16 protein-coding genes are annotated in these 14,655 nt (G+C 52.4%); 8 read left to right on the top strand and 8 right to left on the bottom strand.

Annotation, left to right across the window (positions count from 1 at the left end):
• The first annotated feature begins 226 nt into the window (after positions 1-226).
• Together IMQ56_RS06475 and IMQ56_RS06470 are read left to right on the top strand one after the other, a co-directional pair.
• Complete coding sequence (locus IMQ56_RS06475; protein ID WP_017693570.1) at positions 227-586, top strand: hypothetical protein; 360 nt, start codon at positions 227-229, stop codon at positions 584-586.
• 1 nt (position 587) lies between these two features.
• Positions 588-1,040, top strand: a complete 453-nt coding sequence (locus tag IMQ56_RS06470; protein WP_017384630.1) for a DUF3828 domain-containing protein — start codon at positions 588-590, stop codon at positions 1,038-1,040.
• A 109-nt stretch (positions 1,041-1,149) separates the two neighbouring features.
• Here IMQ56_RS06470 and IMQ56_RS06465 read toward each other — a convergent pair whose 3' ends face one another.
• Both IMQ56_RS06465 and IMQ56_RS06460 read right to left on the bottom strand, forming a co-directional pair.
• The gene (locus tag IMQ56_RS06465; protein ID WP_015570709.1) at positions 1,150-1,878 is read right to left on the bottom strand and encodes a MerR family transcriptional regulator; all 729 of its coding nucleotides are present in this window, start codon (positions 1,876-1,878) and stop codon (positions 1,150-1,152) included.
• Between the two features lie 188 nt (positions 1,879-2,066).
• Positions 2,067-3,287, bottom strand: coding sequence for a diguanylate phosphodiesterase (locus IMQ56_RS06460; RefSeq protein WP_045347439.1), 1,221 nt, complete (start codon positions 3,285-3,287; stop codon positions 2,067-2,069).
• A 339-nt stretch (positions 3,288-3,626) separates the two neighbouring features.
• On the opposite strand from IMQ56_RS06460, the gene ycgZ reads away from it, so the two are divergent.
• The 4 genes from ycgZ to fdhF all read left to right on the top strand — a co-directional run bounded on the left by ycgZ (position 3,627) and on the right by fdhF (position 6,838).
• A complete protein-coding gene (ycgZ, locus tag IMQ56_RS06455) occupies positions 3,627-3,866 on the top strand; it encodes a regulatory protein YcgZ (RefSeq protein ID WP_017384632.1) in 240 nt (79 codons plus the stop codon).
• 4 nt (positions 3,867-3,870) lie between these two features.
• The gene (locus tag IMQ56_RS06450; RefSeq protein ID WP_015570712.1) at positions 3,871-4,191 is read left to right on the top strand and encodes a hypothetical protein; all 321 of its coding nucleotides are present in this window, start codon (positions 3,871-3,873) and stop codon (positions 4,189-4,191) included.
• A gap of 29 nt (positions 4,192-4,220) precedes the next feature.
• The gene (locus tag IMQ56_RS06445; RefSeq protein WP_003857748.1) at positions 4,221-4,499 is read left to right on the top strand and encodes a biofilm/acid-resistance regulator YmgB/AriR; all 279 of its coding nucleotides are present in this window, start codon (positions 4,221-4,223) and stop codon (positions 4,497-4,499) included.
• A gap of 188 nt (positions 4,500-4,687) precedes the next feature.
• On the top strand, positions 4,688-6,838 hold the full coding sequence (gene fdhF, locus IMQ56_RS06440) for a formate dehydrogenase subunit alpha (RefSeq protein WP_063136256.1): 2,151 nt from the start codon (positions 4,688-4,690) through the stop codon (positions 6,836-6,838).
• Positions 6,839-6,890: 52 nt separating this feature from the next.
• Here fdhF and IMQ56_RS06435 read toward each other — a convergent pair whose 3' ends face one another.
• From IMQ56_RS06435 to IMQ56_RS06410, 6 genes are read right to left on the bottom strand one after another with little or no spacing between them, the layout of a single operon-like run.
• On the bottom strand, positions 6,891-7,544 hold the full coding sequence (locus tag IMQ56_RS06435; protein ID WP_015570713.1) for a LuxR C-terminal-related transcriptional regulator: 654 nt from the start codon (positions 7,542-7,544) through the stop codon (positions 6,891-6,893).
• A gap of 41 nt (positions 7,545-7,585) precedes the next feature.
• Entirely contained in the window at positions 7,586-8,098 is a 513-nt protein-coding gene (locus IMQ56_RS06430) for a fimbrial protein (RefSeq protein ID WP_026094315.1), read from the bottom strand.
• A gap of 11 nt (positions 8,099-8,109) precedes the next feature.
• Positions 8,110-9,057, bottom strand: coding sequence for a fimbrial protein (locus tag IMQ56_RS06425; protein ID WP_023296361.1), 948 nt, complete (start codon positions 9,055-9,057; stop codon positions 8,110-8,112).
• A 1-nt stretch (position 9,058) separates the two neighbouring features.
• On the bottom strand, positions 9,059-11,602 hold the full coding sequence (locus IMQ56_RS06420) for a fimbria/pilus outer membrane usher protein (protein ID WP_196063607.1): 2,544 nt from the start codon (positions 11,600-11,602) through the stop codon (positions 9,059-9,061).
• A 27-nt stretch (positions 11,603-11,629) separates the two neighbouring features.
• Positions 11,630-12,307, bottom strand: coding sequence for a molecular chaperone (locus IMQ56_RS06415; RefSeq protein WP_015570716.1), 678 nt, complete (start codon positions 12,305-12,307; stop codon positions 11,630-11,632).
• Positions 12,308-12,363: 56 nt separating this feature from the next.
• A complete protein-coding gene (locus tag IMQ56_RS06410) occupies positions 12,364-12,894 on the bottom strand; it encodes a fimbrial protein (RefSeq protein ID WP_015570717.1) in 531 nt (176 codons plus the stop codon).
• A 354-nt stretch (positions 12,895-13,248) separates the two neighbouring features.
• On the opposite strand from IMQ56_RS06410, the gene IMQ56_RS06405 reads away from it, so the two are divergent.
• Together IMQ56_RS06405 and IMQ56_RS06400 are read left to right on the top strand one after the other, a co-directional pair.
• On the top strand, positions 13,249-13,908 hold the full coding sequence (locus IMQ56_RS06405) for a winged helix-turn-helix transcriptional regulator (RefSeq protein ID WP_015570718.1): 660 nt from the start codon (positions 13,249-13,251) through the stop codon (positions 13,906-13,908).
• A gap of 77 nt (positions 13,909-13,985) precedes the next feature.
• Entirely contained in the window at positions 13,986-14,615 is a 630-nt protein-coding gene (locus IMQ56_RS06400; RefSeq protein WP_023296357.1) for a helix-turn-helix domain-containing protein, read from the top strand.
• The last annotated feature ends 40 nt before the right edge of the window (positions 14,616-14,655 follow it).

The raw sequence follows: 14,655 nt of genomic DNA, 5'->3' as shown, positions 1-14,655 counted from the left end.
CGCAGGCACCATATACATTTTTTACGTATGCCTCCCCCTTAAGCCAGGTTCTTTTTAATCCTTTTTTGCCTTACCTGGGCGCGCATAAAGACTTTTGATGGATAAGTTAACCATTATTTATCAGTCTGATAGTGGTTAAATTCCGATCATGATTAATTACATAAACTCATCCCTTTTCGGCGTAATGTTTCCCTTGTTAACCATTTATTCAATAAGGGATTAAATTATGTGGAGTGCCCATAAAGCCGCAGTTCATGCTCGCCAGCATGCAGGTCAGTATAGCCAGAAAAGATGTGCAGAATTTGTTTCGAAATCCATTCGCGCCGGCGGTGCTAATCTACAGAACACACATTATGCTAAGGATATGAAAAGCAATTTAATTCTGGCGGGTTTCCACCAGGTTTACGGTGAGCCTGTTGAGGGCGATGTGGCGGTGATCCAGCCCACTGCGCACCACCCATATGGCCACGCTTGCATCTATGGTGGGAACGGCGTCTGGTACTCTGATTTTGTTCAGCGAACAATGTATCCGGGAAAGGAATACCGGGAATTAAAGCCAGCATATGCAATTTACAGGCATGACTGACATGAAAAAAATAATTCTGGCGATCCTGCTTCTGCCCACTCTCGCATCCGCTGCACAGAAGTTCCCCCCTGAGGTATCCGCTGCCCTTCAGTTTAATAAATGGTACATCTCGCAAATTATTATCGGGAAAGAGCCCCTGAAAAACTATGAAGCGCTGAGGCCATATGTAACCCGCGAAACTATCAGCAAACTCAAAGCCATGGATAAGCTGGATCCAGATGAATATGACGTGCCTGACGTCGATATGTTCATCAAGGCTCAGGGATATGAAGATGACTGGGGCATCGTCAGTGCGCGGGCGCTGGATTACGATGCCGCCTGTATGCAGGTTTATATCTCATTCGGCAAAAAGCGGGATCACACCGTGATTGACTGCATGGTCAAGGAAGATGGCGTGTGGAAAGTTGAATCCGTGGCCAGTATGAATATTTCAGACAACCTGATGATGGAATAAACCGACGATATGACAGGGGTACTGATGCTATGCATCTTCGCGGATACCCCTGTCGTATCGCCAGAAGGCAAAATCCCGCACTGGCGGTTTACCGTTGGCCCCCTTAACATCAGTGATGGAACGAAACGGCGAAACCCTGTTCACGCCAGTGGTCGAGCTGCTCCTGTTGACGAGGCGTAGGCGCTTTACCGGTCCAGACGAAGATTTTTTGCCCGGGGAAGAGTTCAGGACGTGGAGAATCAATCGGCTCAGCCAGCACGTCGATATGCCAGCCTTTGTAGGCAAGACGGGCCGCTTCCAGCCACAAATGCGTACGGTCGTCGCACTCCCACCCAATCAGCAGCGCATCCTTACCTGCTTTTTTTCGCGACTCACCCAGGCTTGCAACGGCAAACTCAATCAGGACACCGTCCAGCAGGCTCGCCATGTGGCGCACCGTATTCTGGTCCTGGTTCATTCGCTGCCGCACAGGGGTGATGATGTTATCTATCAGAACATCCATCGCATGGTCACGGCGGAATTCGCCGATTTTGGCGCGCAGTTTTGCCGGACTGGCATAGCGCAGAACGGTTAACATCTCTTCCTGAAAAGATGCCCAGTTCCCCTGAGTCATTACTTCTGTATTTTCAAGAAGCGCTTTTACTTTACCGACCGAAACACCCGTTTTCATCAGGCGTTTGATCTCTTCGATACGCAGGATATCTTCATCGTCAAACTGACGATGACCCCCTTCGCTTCGCTGCGGCTTCAACAATCCATAACGGCGCTGCCAGGCACGCAGCGTAACGGGGTTGATACCGCATCGTTCGGCCACTTCGCCGATACTGTAATAGGCCATTAACTCCCTCACGCACAATACTTCCATACCTAACCAAACCAACCTTATCAGATTGTACAAATCATTTGTATAACTAACTCCTCGTTCTGAGACAAGTGAATGGCTCAACGAACCACTCACTCGTTAATGTATTGTTGTATAAATTTAGCCGTACGTACAGGTCACTTTTAAGAGTTACGTACAGGTTTTTATAAATCGTACTTTTTCTCGGGCCAGGCAATCGCCGGTATGCCCCCCAGGCGCGGGCTGGCGAAAAGGTGTCCCTGGAACTGAGAAATCCCGGCAGATTCCAGCCACATCCACTCTTCAGCCAACTCTACGCCTACCGCACAGAACAGAATTTCCAGGGACGCGCAGCATTTAATAATTGACTGAATGATCGCCTGACGCGGGCCGCTCTTGTGCACGTTGGCAATCAAATCACGGTTGATCTTGATTCTGTCCGGCTGAAACTGGGCCAGCAGTTGCAGACCGGCGAATCCCGCGCCAAAGTGATCGATGGCCACGCTGATCCCGGCGCTTTTAAGCTGTCTGACCGCGCTGGTGAACTCTTCGAAGCGCGAGATCGCCTCGCTCTCGGTGAACTCGACCACAATTTGCTCCGGCACAAAACCGTTCGCCTCAATTGCCGTCAGTAAAAAATCGACGGCGCCAGGAACATTGACCAGCGTCATCGGCAGTAGATTGATGGACAACGTTTGAGTCTGTAGGCCCAGCGCGCTGGCCATCGACAAAGCCACCTGCTTACTCTTCAGATCCGATTCGTACAGCGCCTCACGCGACAGGTTGGCAAAATAGCTTTCCGGGGAGTCACCGGACGGCGTGCGGATCAGGGCTTCCCAGGAAACCACCTGCTGCATAAACGGATCGACGATAGGTTGAAATGCGAAACTACAGTCCGCGCCCTTTGCCACTACCGTTGGCTGGGAGGATAACGGCGTGTTTTCGGTGACAAACTCCCAGGCGTCAGCCGGAGGCAGCTCAAAGTAGTTGGCTTTTTCAGTGGCCTCAACGAAGGTGCGGAAAAATTGCAGGGCGCGATCGTTATAGGTCAGCTGATAGCGGGTTGTGCCTTTATCAAGAACCTGTTGCAGCACTTCGTCGGTGTCGTACTGACGAAGGTCAAAGAGCTCCATACCCACATTGCCAAAACGTCTTGAAGGCCCGTGATCGCACAACAATTCGACCACGTTGTGATGCCGTGGGTCACGGCAGATGAGCTCATAGATCTCCTTAACGTTATCAGCGGGCCCTTCAAGTAACTGAAAAAAGTGTGTGCCGTTAAACAGCAAAATCCCCGTCACATCGAACTGGCGATTTCTACAATTTGCAGCAGCGACCATGTCTTCCAGCGCTTTCACTGGAACGTCCTCGCAGATATGACTGCGGTAAATGATGGTTGTGAGCATGCTAATCCTGAAGATTGAGGGGGTGACCACGAAAACACGTGGGGAAAACTCTGTTATAGCACATTAATTGCCCAACAAATAATTTACATCTCAACGATTTACACGGCTTTTTTGCGTCATTTACGGGCTTGTACAACTCTGCGACGCCGCTTCGGATTGTACAATATATCTTGTGAATACCGCAGTAAATCGTATAAGAATAAGCATCTGATAAATAATGATTTTATAAAATATATTATAAAATATTTAAAAAATTGTACATTTTAAATGTACAGATTTGAAAATTATGTATACCTTAAATGTAACGTTACTGATTACGAAAATTTACAGGAGCGAAACATGCAGCAGAACGGACACCTCGCAGACTCGGCAACAGCGATTGCGCAGTATTTCGAAAAAGCCGCGCTTCCAACCCAACAGGAAACATTGGGTCAGGTTGTTGTTGAAATCCTTAGCGACGGGCGAAATCTGAATCGCAAATCGCTCTGCACAAAACTGTTGAGTCGCCTTGAAAAGGCCAATGGCCCGGAAGAGGAACATCATTATCACATGCTTCTTGGCCTGCTCTTCGAACGTTAATGTCATGAACAGCAGTGATGCGGACAGACTGATCGACAAGCTTATTGGAGAAGCCGCTCTTTCACTTTTGAAGGAGCGCGGTCCCGTGACGACCGAGGGATTGGTTCAGCGTCTGCGTAACATGCAAGCATATGAAACGGATCCCCAGCGGCGGGAGACATTAGCGCGAGTGATAGCTGACATCAGCTCTGGCACGGTCGCTTTTAAAGGTCGCAGAACCGCACAAGGACGAATACAGAGAGAGGGATCTCTCAAAAATAACCGAGACAATGTAGTGCCGTTATTTGGAAATGGAAAACCGTCCGATCCTAAAAAGATACATTGACTACAACTTTACAGCTACGGTGAGAACAAATGAGACAAAATATTCAGCTTCAACCCGAATACCACTCCGCCTTTTTAGATAGCGCGTTGTCGGAGTATTTCCGTCACGCAGGCGATCGCTTTGCTGAAGAGTCTGCCATTTTTTCGACTGCGGTTCGTTGTGTTCTTGCTTCCGAAGGTCATTTGACCAACAAAGCGATCATTCTCTGGCTAATCCAGACGCTGGAATCCACCGACGATGTCGTTAAGGCGGATGTGATCCGCAAGACGCTGGAAATTGTCGTCGGTTACACCATGGACGATCTTTAACGCCTCCCCCATCCCTGCGGATAGCGTGTCATCGTCAATTGTGACGAACATACTGACGATGACACACCCTCTCTCCACAAACGCCCTGTTAATCAAGAACGCTGAATGTGGCATGGATCCTGCTTAGTCCGCTAAGGGACTGGGCTTTCCAGTAAACATTGCTTCATTTCTTAACAGGTCTGTTATTGATGAAAAAAATCGCCAGCGTCTGCCCCTACTGCGGTGCAGGCTGCAAACTAAACCTCGTCGTAAAAAATAACCGCATTATCCGTGCCGAAGCCGCTGATGGCGTAACCAATCAGGGCACGCTTTGCCTGAAAGGTTTCTACGGCTGGGACTTTCTTAACGACACACGGCTGCTTACCCCCCGTCTGACGCAGCCCATGATCCGCTACAGCAAAGGCGAGGCCTTTACCCCTGTTACCTGGGAAGAGGCCATTCGTTATACCGCTCACAGGCTTAAAAGCATCAAAGAACAGTATGGCCCTCGGTCCATTATGACCACGGGTTCCTCACGGGGAACGGGCAATGAGACCAACTATGTGATGCAAAAATTTGCCCGTGCGGTGCTGAATACTAACAACGTCGACTGCTGCGCCCGCGTCTGTCACGGTCCGTCCGTTGCCGGTTTACAGGAGACCCTCGGCAACGGCGCCATGAGCAATTCCATTAACGATATTGAAAACTCAAAATGCCTGCTGGTATTCGGCTATAACTGCGCCGACTCTCACCCCATCGTCGCCCGACGCGTGCTTAAAGCACGTGAAAATGGCGCTAAAATCATCGTCTGCGATCCGCGTCATATTGAAACGGCACGCATTGCCGATCTTCATCTTCAGCTAAAAAATGGCAGTAACATGGCGCTGGTCAATGCCTTTGGCTATGTCCTGCTGGAAGAGGAACTGTACGACAAAAACTACGTTGCCCGCTTTACAGAAGGGCTTGAGGCGTACCGGCTGACGGTAAAAGATTACGCCCCCGAGCAGGTTGAACATCTGACGGGGATCCGCGCGCGGGATGTTCGTCAGGCAATGCGCATGTTCGCAGCGGCGCCTTCAGCAACGGTGATGTGGGGAATGGGCGTCACGCAGTTTGGTCAGGCGGTCGATGTGGTGAAAGGTCTCTCCAGCCTGGCGCTGCTGACCGGCAACCTGGGCCGCCCTGCCGTCGGCGTGGGTCCGGTTCGCGGGCAAAATAACGTTCAGGGTGCCTGCGATATGGGCGTTCTGCCCAATATGTTCCCCGGCTACCAGGACGTCACTGACCCGGCGGTCAGACTGAAATTTGCCGATGCGTGGAAAATCAATGTCAACCGGATGGACGATCGCGTCGGGACGCGTATCACCGAAGTGCCACATCTCGCGCTGGAAGGAAAGATCAAAGCGTATTACATCATGGGGGAAGATCCGCTTCAGACAGAAGCCGATCTGGGACTGGTCCGCCGCGGCTTTGAGGCGCTCGATTTTGTGGTGGTTCAGGACATCTTTATGACCAAAACGGCAGAGGTGGCTGACGTGCTGCTCCCTGCCACCTCATGGGGAGAGCACGCCGGCGTGTTCACCTGTGCCGATCGCGGCTTCCAGCGTTTCGGCAAAGCCATTGAGGCCAGCGGCAACGTGAAGCGCGACTGGGAGATCATCAGCCTGCTGGCCACGGAGATGGGTTATCCCATGCATTACGAGGATAACCAGCAGATCTGGGACGAAATGCGCGAGCTGTGCCCCCTCTTCTACGGCGTGACCTACGAAAAAATGGGCGAGATGGGCCATGTGCAGTGGCCTTGCCCATCCCTCGATCATCCCGGCACCCCCTACCTGTACAAGGATAATCAGTTCGACACCCCTACTGGCAAAGGACAGCTATTTGCCGCCCCCTGGCGCGCCCCGGCGGAGACACCGGATGCGGATTACCCGCTGGTACTGTGCACGGTGCGCGAAGTGGGTCACTACTCCTGTCGCTCAATGACCGGGAACTGCGCGGCGCTGCAAAGCCTGGCCGACGAGCCGGGCCGGGTGCAGATCAACCCGGCCGACGCGGATGAACGGGGGATTGCCGAGGGCCAACTGGTCTGGGTACGTTCACGCCGGGGTAAAGTGATCACGCGCGCCAGCATCAGCGAGCGCATCAATGCGGGAGCAATCTATATGACCTACCAGTGGTGGATTGGCGCCTGTAATGAGCTGACGCAGGATAATCTCGACCCGATCTCCAGAACGCCGGAAACGAAATATTGCGCCGTGCAGCTGGAGGCGATCGAGGACCAGCGCTGGGCGGAGGATTTTGCGGCTTCCGCGTACCAGACCATGAAGACGCGTTTGATCGCTGCGGTTAACGTTTAAATGCATTGCCGGGTGGCGGCTATCGCTGCCCGGCCCGCTATCCGCTGCTGTTTTACGTTATCTGTTGTGCATAATTATTTTCCAGGTAATCGCGAAGCAGGTTCGGACGGCTCTTTTTCTCCATCAGCCTTCTCAACAGTACGATCAGCTCGTAATCGCTTCGCAGATTAAATTTCTGCATCATCATATATTTATGGGTAAAGACCGTTTTTTCGCTCATCTTCAACGCGTTCGCGGTCTGCACCACCGACAGCCCCCGGTAAAAATTGACCATAATACGAATCTGTTGCCGGGATAACCCTTTATGCTGGCAGTCGAAACAGGTCTTTTTATTCAACGTGTAACCTGGTAATTGCGTCCTGAACCACGCGATAAACAGAACGCCGCTAATACGATCAAGCGACGCCCGGCGCGGAAGAAAAATAATGTCCTGAAAGCAGGAAGGCAGCGCCGAAAAACGCAGCTCATCGTCGACGAGACCTATCACAATTCCTTTTTGCCGGGCCAGTAACTCCGGAAAACAGGTCAGCGTTTCCCCCTGACATAATGAAAGAACAATAATATCGGCCTGGCTGACGTTTTCATTGGTCAGCGCCAGGTGAAATGTGATGGAGCGATGAAAGTTATGCTTAAAAAAATCGTCGAAAAAGCTCTGTAGCCCAGCCTGAAAAAACAGATCCGTTTCCTGAATCAGAATATTTAACATAGTTCACACCAACGTCTTTAAAAAAGGCTTATCACCGGCATTTAGTTGTACTGCATCGTCATTACCACAACCGCGCTGATGCTTCCCGGCGTGGCGCCTCCCGGCATGGATTTTACCGAGGCCAGCATAGCCAATGTCGCGGTTCTGTCCGCGGCAATGGTCTGGGTCATACTGGTGCCTGTTCCTTTAAGCGCGCCGGTTTGGGCATCGCGCATGGCTATCGCCACGTGCGTGGCCGAACCGCTGTTCATGAAATAGTCCGCTCCCGCCTCGGGATCGGGGCTGCCGGTGAAAGCGACGGTCACACTCTGCGTTCCCGTTGGGCACTGGGTAAACAGCAGACTGAAAGGCACCGGATCCGATGTTGAGCCCGGCGTCGCCATATTGGTTGCCTGAATATTGCCCAGGTTGACATCGAGGCTGTTACTGCCGCCATTAAATATGCACGGCGACGCAACGATATTTCCCGTCACACCGATGTTGACGCTATCAGCGGAGCATACCTTCCCGCTGAGTAAGGCAAGTAAAAGCAGTGTCCTGCATCTTATTTTCATCTTCTTACCTGCTACTGGTAGGTCAAATTAAGGGTGGCGGAGGCATTCGCTGAACCTGACTCCACGCGGGTTAACGTCTGGTAATACCGGGCCGTTAATGGCAACGTCTCTTGCCCCCCGGCAGACTGCCGCAAGAATAGTCGGCTGTTCATCACCAGCGGTGCACCGTTATAGATAAGCTGCACCCCCACCCCTTTCGCAGTGCCGGCATTTCCCTGCCCGGTTAAGGCCATTACGCTGGTATTGGCGCTGTCCGGGTTCTGTATTCCACTGAGCGAGACCGTAATATTGGTTCCGGCGGCGCAGGTCAGGCCCAGGTTTTGCGTGTTCTGTGCTCCCGCTGGCGTGGTGCCCACCGTGGAGCCGAACGCCGAGGCGGGAATATCCCCTATCGGAAACGTCAGCTGGGCCGTATTCACCGTGCACGCCAGCGCATTGATGGTGCCGGAGGTGAGCTGCGTGGTCAGACCGTCACGGTAGAGGCCATCGCTTCCCTGAAGCGTCACGACGCCGATCGTCCCCGGCGTTAATGCCCCCGATGAGACCGGCCCCGTCACCACCAGCTCAATCCTCCCGCCGTACCAGTCCACATAGGAGGTCTGCGCATTGTACGAGAACGTATTGCTCGGGTTTTCAAAATAGCCGTTGGAAGAAAAGCGTATCCCTATCCCGCTGACGTTCGTGTTGTAAACATGGTTGCCGTAGCTGCTCAACGTGGCGCCGTTGTAGCGCAGGCTGAATCCCAGCATCAGCGGATTCGTACACCCGGTAAGATAGGAGCCTGTGGCTGACGCCGCGCCAGAAAATACCACCGTGCCGACAGGCGCATCGCGCTGCACGTTGATCGTCCCCACGGACAGGGTGGAAAGCTGCGGGGTGATGGTGGTGCAGGTACCGGCACGAGCCATATTTGCCGCCGCGAGCAAACAGAGCAGCAGCATCGCGTTAAGACATTTCATGTTAGCGTTCCTGACGGCAGGTGGCGTGCATATCAGCGATCCCACCGTACGTTGAGTGATTCGGCAGCGTGAAATCAGCGCGGCATTGCTGACTGGATTGACTTCCCCATGTAGCGACTAACGTTCCCTGCTCGCGCATCCCGGTTAAATAGACCTGACCGCGATCGCCGACAATAAAACTGCCGCTGTCATCACCCACAAGGGTGACCACCGCCCCAAACGGAACGGCGCGATTGTTGTCGGTCAGGGTCATCAGCACCCGGCGACCTGACTTCGGCAGATAATCGGCTCTCACCACCGCTCCCCGCGTCGGCGTCACCGTGCGGGTGTTGATCTCCAGCTCGACATCGTCCGGCATCGTTTCCGGGTCGAGGGTGAGATCGTTTTTCCGGTAGACAGAAAGGTTGCTCACGACCGTATATCCGCGAAAATCTGTCCGTACACCGGGCTGATTGCGGATATCCACGTCGTGGGCGCCAGGGGCTTTGATTAAGACGCTGGTCTCCCCCAGCGGCTGGGAAAGCGTGATGCCATCAGCATGGGCGAGAATGCCGCCTTGCAGCCCGTAATTCAGGCGTTCACTGTTTTTGTCATAACCATAACCTGCCGTGACTTCGCCATAGGTGCCTTTGTAGTCCGCGTTAACATTGCCGGTATAGCCCACACCCTCTGTTCCGTATCCCTGCTGTACGTTCCAGTTCAGGGCACGGTTCTCGAGCGCTACCCCGTTCAGGCCGACGTTATGCGTCGTCCCGTTATTCCCGCTGGCGTTCATGCCATAGTTAGCCCATGTCTGCGGCAAAAATTTATCCAGCGGAATGCTGACGTTGAACGCCAGAAGCTGGTCATGGTCAGCGTTTTTTTGGCTGTCGCGGGTTTCTGACGCTGAGCGGACATTTTTGCTGTAAGTCCATGTCAGGCCATAGCTGATGTTGTGCCAGTAGTTGCTATAGCCGACGCTCCACGAAGCCATCGACTTACCGTCATTCCAGTAATCTTCCCGCGCCGCACTGAGGGTAAGCGCGCCCAGGTTGTCCCCCAGCGTCTGGCTCATCGTCAGCTCGGCACGGTTACGTCGCCTGTCCTGAAGCGCGCTGCTGTCGCCGTACGAATCGAGGACGTCCTGCATCCCGTAATAGCCGCGGGTCGAGTAGCGATACCCGGCAATCGAAAAGTTGGTCCCGGTATTGATAAAATTCTTGCTGTATCGGGCCCGCCACGACTGACCGTTTGTTTTCGCGGCATGCTCCGGCGTTGACCAGCCCTGAGTGACGTCTGCGGATACAGCCCCGAGATCGCCCATATTCTTGCCCACCCCCAGAGCCGCCGACTGGTACTTATCTGCCCCCTGGACGCCGCCATAGAGCGTAATACCGTGAGGGAGGCCGTAAATTCCGGTCAATTGCCCGAAGGGGGTTTTCTCCACGCTACGGTTATACGAGCGATACTGCCCGGCGGTAAGGGCATATTTCAGGCGCCCCTCCCGTTGCAGGACCGGCAGCGAAGCGTACGGCAGGGTGAAATGTTGCTCACTACCATCAGCTTCGACGATCGTGACATCAAGGTCGCCCGCGCCGCCGGTGGGATACATATCCGCGATCTCAAACGCGCCCGGTGCCACATAGCTTTGGTAGATTTGATAGCCATTCTGACGCACCACGACCTGCGCGTTAGTCCGCGCAATACCGCGCACCACCGGCGCATAGCCTTTCAGGGAATCCGGCAGCATATCGTCGTCGGACGCCAGCTGGACGCCGCGAAACGGCATGCTGTCAAAGACATCGGCAGACGCGGAACTGTCTCCGAGCGTAAGCTGGGCTTGCAGGGGAATAATCGCGCGCTGCATCAAGGTATAGACGTTGTCCCACTTATCCTGGCCGGACGCATCGCGGGACCAGGTGGTGTAGTTGCGTAACCGCCAGGGACCGACGTTGATCCCCGGCCGCAGGTTTGCATACTGGCTGTCGCTGCGGGTGCCTGCCCCGCTTCTTGCCCGGCTGTTTGCCCCGCTCAGGCTGTAGTTGAGCATGGCCGCGGTAATGCCTTCATCCCACATATCCGGCGGAACGTAACCTCTCGCTGGCAGGTCTATAGCCGCCTGTGGAATGCTAATCGCCAGACGCTGGGCGCCAAACTGAAAATCCGCGCTGGCCTGTGGAATCGCCCTGAGATCGGCGCATTCACCTTCCCCGGCGGCAAGCTGTGGGAAAAGCGCCGTTTTCACGCCCCACGCTTTTAACTGCCCGATACTCAGGCAAGGCTGCAACGTTTCACTGCCGTTAGCATCCTTCACTGCCATAAAACGAATATCCCGCGTTTCCAGCAGCCGATCGTCAAGAATAATATCAACGTGGTATGTCCCGGGCGCCTGCGAGCCGGATTCAAAGGCAGATAAATCCGCTTTTCCCATTCCGGGATTATCCAGCTCTACCAGTTCCGTATTAAACGTCTCACTGGCATACAGTGTGGAAGAGACACCAGCAAGCGCGAGGGCAATAAATATTGCCAGGCGCGCAGGCTGCATTGTATTCAATGCCGTTTTCATGACGAACACCTGATTAACGCGTAAGGATCACAAACTGGCCCGGTGTAATTCGCCAGGGCTGCCATAATCGTTAATGACTTTAAACGTCAGCGTATTGCCACTGGTTCCGTTCGGTAACGGAAAACGGGCTGTGCCTGAAGGCATCACGTACGTGACATCGTCAAGTTTCTTATTACCCAACGTAATTTCATTGAAATTGATAACGTACGGCGTAGGGTTATTAACCTGAAGGGTATTTCCCGCACGACGCCAGGTTAATTTATTGGCTTGCTCCTCGGGGGTAGACGCACGAAGAGTCTCTGGTCGATAAATTAATTTGATGCGCGTTTTGACGGCAATTTGCAGCGAGTTCATCTGCTTTGAGGCTGAAGGAATAGCTTTAATGTTCAGCCAGAATAAACTCTCCCGCCCCTGAGGCAGTGAGCCGGTCATGACAATACGCTCAAGGTTCTTTTGCCCGCCGTCCAGCCGATACAGTGGTGGCGTAATAATAAAAGGCGCTTTACCCGATTGTTCATCCTGAACATCTATCCACGACTGGATTAAATAAGGAACATTATCAGGATTAGTAATACCTATTGACGCCTCTTTTTTAGTCCCATCAAAAATAATACGGGTGCCGCCAATAATTACTCCTGCACTGACGGATGTTAACGTCAGCGGTAACAGCGCCATAGCCAGGCCCATTGTCGTGATAAAACGCATTTTAATACCTCATAAAACAAGGGGCCGGGCGGCCCCCTGCTGATTACTGCAATGACTTAGTTGTATACCACTGAGAAGTTTGCGACCGAGTTAGCCGGGCCCGCGGTCACGGATGCCGCGGTGGAGATATACTGCGCGTAGAAGTTCAGCGTATTATCAGCCGTACTGCTGAGCGGGTAAATATAGCTGTTACTGCCGTGCAGCGGCAGATCGGCTTTATCTGCCGTCATCAGGTTAATCGCCACCCCGGTGGCCGCCCCCGCCACGGACGTATCAATCGCCAGCAGGCTGGCGTTGGTTAAATCCGGCGTGCCGTCAAAACGGACTTTTGCATTGGTGACCGTTACCGGACAGTTTTTCAAAATAATATTGAATTGCGTCGCAGCCGTTCTCGCCCCGGTTGTCGGGAATTCCGTTTTATAATAATCGCCTAATACCACCACCTGATTCTGGGATGCCACATCAACGTCGCAGGCAGAATCCAGAATATTCCCGTTAAAATTAACGGTACCGGCCGCTGCGAATGCATTGGTCATGGTGAGTACAGAACCTGCCGCTAACATTGCCATCATCAATTTTGTATTCATAATTTTATATCCCGTATTACTTTATTTATTACCGACATTCAGTTGCAGAAACAAAAGCCCTTCCGACGAGTCAAAATTTATACAACTCTTTTTCCGCATACAATCAATTTTGAGGTCTAGCTGTAGACCCTCTTTTAACAATTACAAAACATATTCACTCGGAAACACCTTAAGAATAATGGCCAAAGTCTACTTTTAGACCTGAATAAAAAAGGTTTCAATTTCAATTAATTAAGACTCAAAAAAAAGCGAGTCTATAATTAGACTCGCCGCAAACATTCCCTGATCTGCTGGTTTTTAAGATAATTCTTTATGCCGATCAAAAAATGATCGCATCAGTCAGTGAGGTTTCACATGAATACCCGTTTCGCGCCTGAGTCAGATATTGATAAGTCAACAGTGCTCGGCGCTAAGCCTTTTAAGCACATTGAAAAAATTATCGATAATGTTTTGCCGCATGCGGAGAGAAGCATTATTGCCAGAGGAGAAATTATCCATTATTGCTCCGGCGATACCCGTCAATGCTTTTTACTGTTGCATGGCAGCGTGGCGTTACACCGTCGCGGGGACGGTATCGTCTTAAATTCTGAATCCGCGCCATTTATACTCGGCGTGAGCAGCCAGTTATCGTCTGAACACCTGTACGTCAGAGCGCTGGAAACTTCAGAGGTGGCCAGCGTTTCGCTGGCGTGTTTCAATCATGTTGTCGCACAACAGAATTTATGGGAGCACTTCTCAAACCTGCTGATCTATACCGCATCGCGCGTCTACGAACATTGTGCCCAGATATCGCAAATGTCGGCTTATGACATTATCCGCTTTCAACTGGTTGAGTTAATGCAGGAGCCGGAAGCCATAAGACAAAACATTACCGCCGCAGCCTATATCAAAAGCCGCACCTATCTTTCACGCAGCGGCATTATGCGGATCCTCGCGGAGTTGCGGACGGGGAAATACATCACCATGGAGCGTGGCGTACTAGTTGAGATCCATCACTTACCCCGTAAGTACTGAGGCTGTATTTATCTCTGGAGAAGGTGGAAAAGAAGAGCGACACTATAGAGAGTACAGTCTCTTTCCAGGTTAACGCTATGTCTTCTGACAAACCATCGCATCGCGGCTCTCCCTATGCTCAGGAACTGATTTCTCATTTACAGCCGCACTGCGCCACGCATAAAACCGATCCCGGCGAGCAACTTGATCTCCAGGTTGACGGGCAGAGCATGTGTTATTTAATTCTTGATGGCACGGTCGCCATATACAGAAGAAGCGACGACATGATGCTTTCAACGGCGCGCAGTCCCGCCCTGTTTGGCCTCGCTAACCTGACGGACATTTATTTTAATGACTACCTCCGAACGGTAACGCCTTGCCTGATTGGTGTGCTCACGACCGATCGGGTGGCTCAAATTATCAAAGAGAAGGCGCTGTGGGGGCTGCTTTCTAATCATCTGATGTTTGTCTATAACCGCCTCTATCACAACGTCATGCCGAAAGGCGCGCCAACCGCGTACGAGATGATTCGCCAGCAGCTCGTGCTGCTGATGCAGGAAGATGACAGCTACCGACGCAGCGTGACGGCGGAAAGGTATATCAGGGATAAAACCCATCTTTCCCGCAGTGGCGTAATGCGGATCCTGGCTGATCTGAAAACGGGTGGGTTCATCGAAATGGAAGAAGGCCGGCTGATTAAAATTAACAAACTGCCTGCCAGATACTGAATGTCAGACACAAAAAAGGCCGCGCTTGCGGCCTTTTCTT

The sequence above is a fragment of the Enterobacter sp. Res13-Sevr-PEC09-46 genome, from assembly GCF_015672585.1.
GTDB classification, from domain to species: domain Bacteria; phylum Pseudomonadota; class Gammaproteobacteria; order Enterobacterales; family Enterobacteriaceae; genus Enterobacter; species Enterobacter hormaechei_C.
Note: the sequence above shows the minus strand (reverse complement) of the source record. Positions and strands in the feature narration are given on the sequence as shown.

Excerpts from the sequence above, each read along its gene's own strand:
- IMQ56_RS06475 (WP_017693570.1), top strand. The coding sequence starts at position 227 with ATGTGGAGTGCCCATAAAGCCGCAGTTCATGCTCGCCAGCATGCAGGT.
- IMQ56_RS06470 (WP_017384630.1), top strand. The coding sequence starts at position 588 with ATGAAAAAAATAATTCTGGCGATCCTGCTTCTGCCCACTCTCGCATCC.
- IMQ56_RS06465 (WP_015570709.1), bottom strand. The coding sequence starts at position 1,878 with ATGGCCTATTACAGTATCGGCGAAGTGGCCGAACGATGCGGTATCAAC.
- IMQ56_RS06460 (WP_045347439.1), bottom strand. The coding sequence starts at position 3,287 with ATGCTCACAACCATCATTTACCGCAGTCATATCTGCGAGGACGTTCCA.
- ycgZ (WP_017384632.1), top strand. The coding sequence starts at position 3,627 with ATGCAGCAGAACGGACACCTCGCAGACTCGGCAACAGCGATTGCGCAG.
- IMQ56_RS06450 (WP_015570712.1), top strand. The coding sequence starts at position 3,871 with ATGAACAGCAGTGATGCGGACAGACTGATCGACAAGCTTATTGGAGAA.
- IMQ56_RS06445 (WP_003857748.1), top strand. The coding sequence starts at position 4,221 with ATGAGACAAAATATTCAGCTTCAACCCGAATACCACTCCGCCTTTTTA.
- fdhF (WP_063136256.1), top strand. The coding sequence starts at position 4,688 with ATGAAAAAAATCGCCAGCGTCTGCCCCTACTGCGGTGCAGGCTGCAAA.
- IMQ56_RS06435 (WP_015570713.1), bottom strand. The coding sequence starts at position 7,544 with ATGTTAAATATTCTGATTCAGGAAACGGATCTGTTTTTTCAGGCTGGG.
- IMQ56_RS06430 (WP_026094315.1), bottom strand. The coding sequence starts at position 8,098 with ATGAAAATAAGATGCAGGACACTGCTTTTACTTGCCTTACTCAGCGGG.
- IMQ56_RS06425 (WP_023296361.1), bottom strand. The coding sequence starts at position 9,057 with ATGAAATGTCTTAACGCGATGCTGCTGCTCTGTTTGCTCGCGGCGGCA.
- IMQ56_RS06420 (WP_196063607.1), bottom strand. The coding sequence starts at position 11,602 with ATGAAAACGGCATTGAATACAATGCAGCCTGCGCGCCTGGCAATATTT.
- IMQ56_RS06415 (WP_015570716.1), bottom strand. The coding sequence starts at position 12,307 with ATGCGTTTTATCACGACAATGGGCCTGGCTATGGCGCTGTTACCGCTG.
- IMQ56_RS06410 (WP_015570717.1), bottom strand. The coding sequence starts at position 12,894 with ATGAATACAAAATTGATGATGGCAATGTTAGCGGCAGGTTCTGTACTC.
- IMQ56_RS06405 (WP_015570718.1), top strand. The coding sequence starts at position 13,249 with ATGAATACCCGTTTCGCGCCTGAGTCAGATATTGATAAGTCAACAGTG.
- IMQ56_RS06400 (WP_023296357.1), top strand. The coding sequence starts at position 13,986 with ATGTCTTCTGACAAACCATCGCATCGCGGCTCTCCCTATGCTCAGGAA.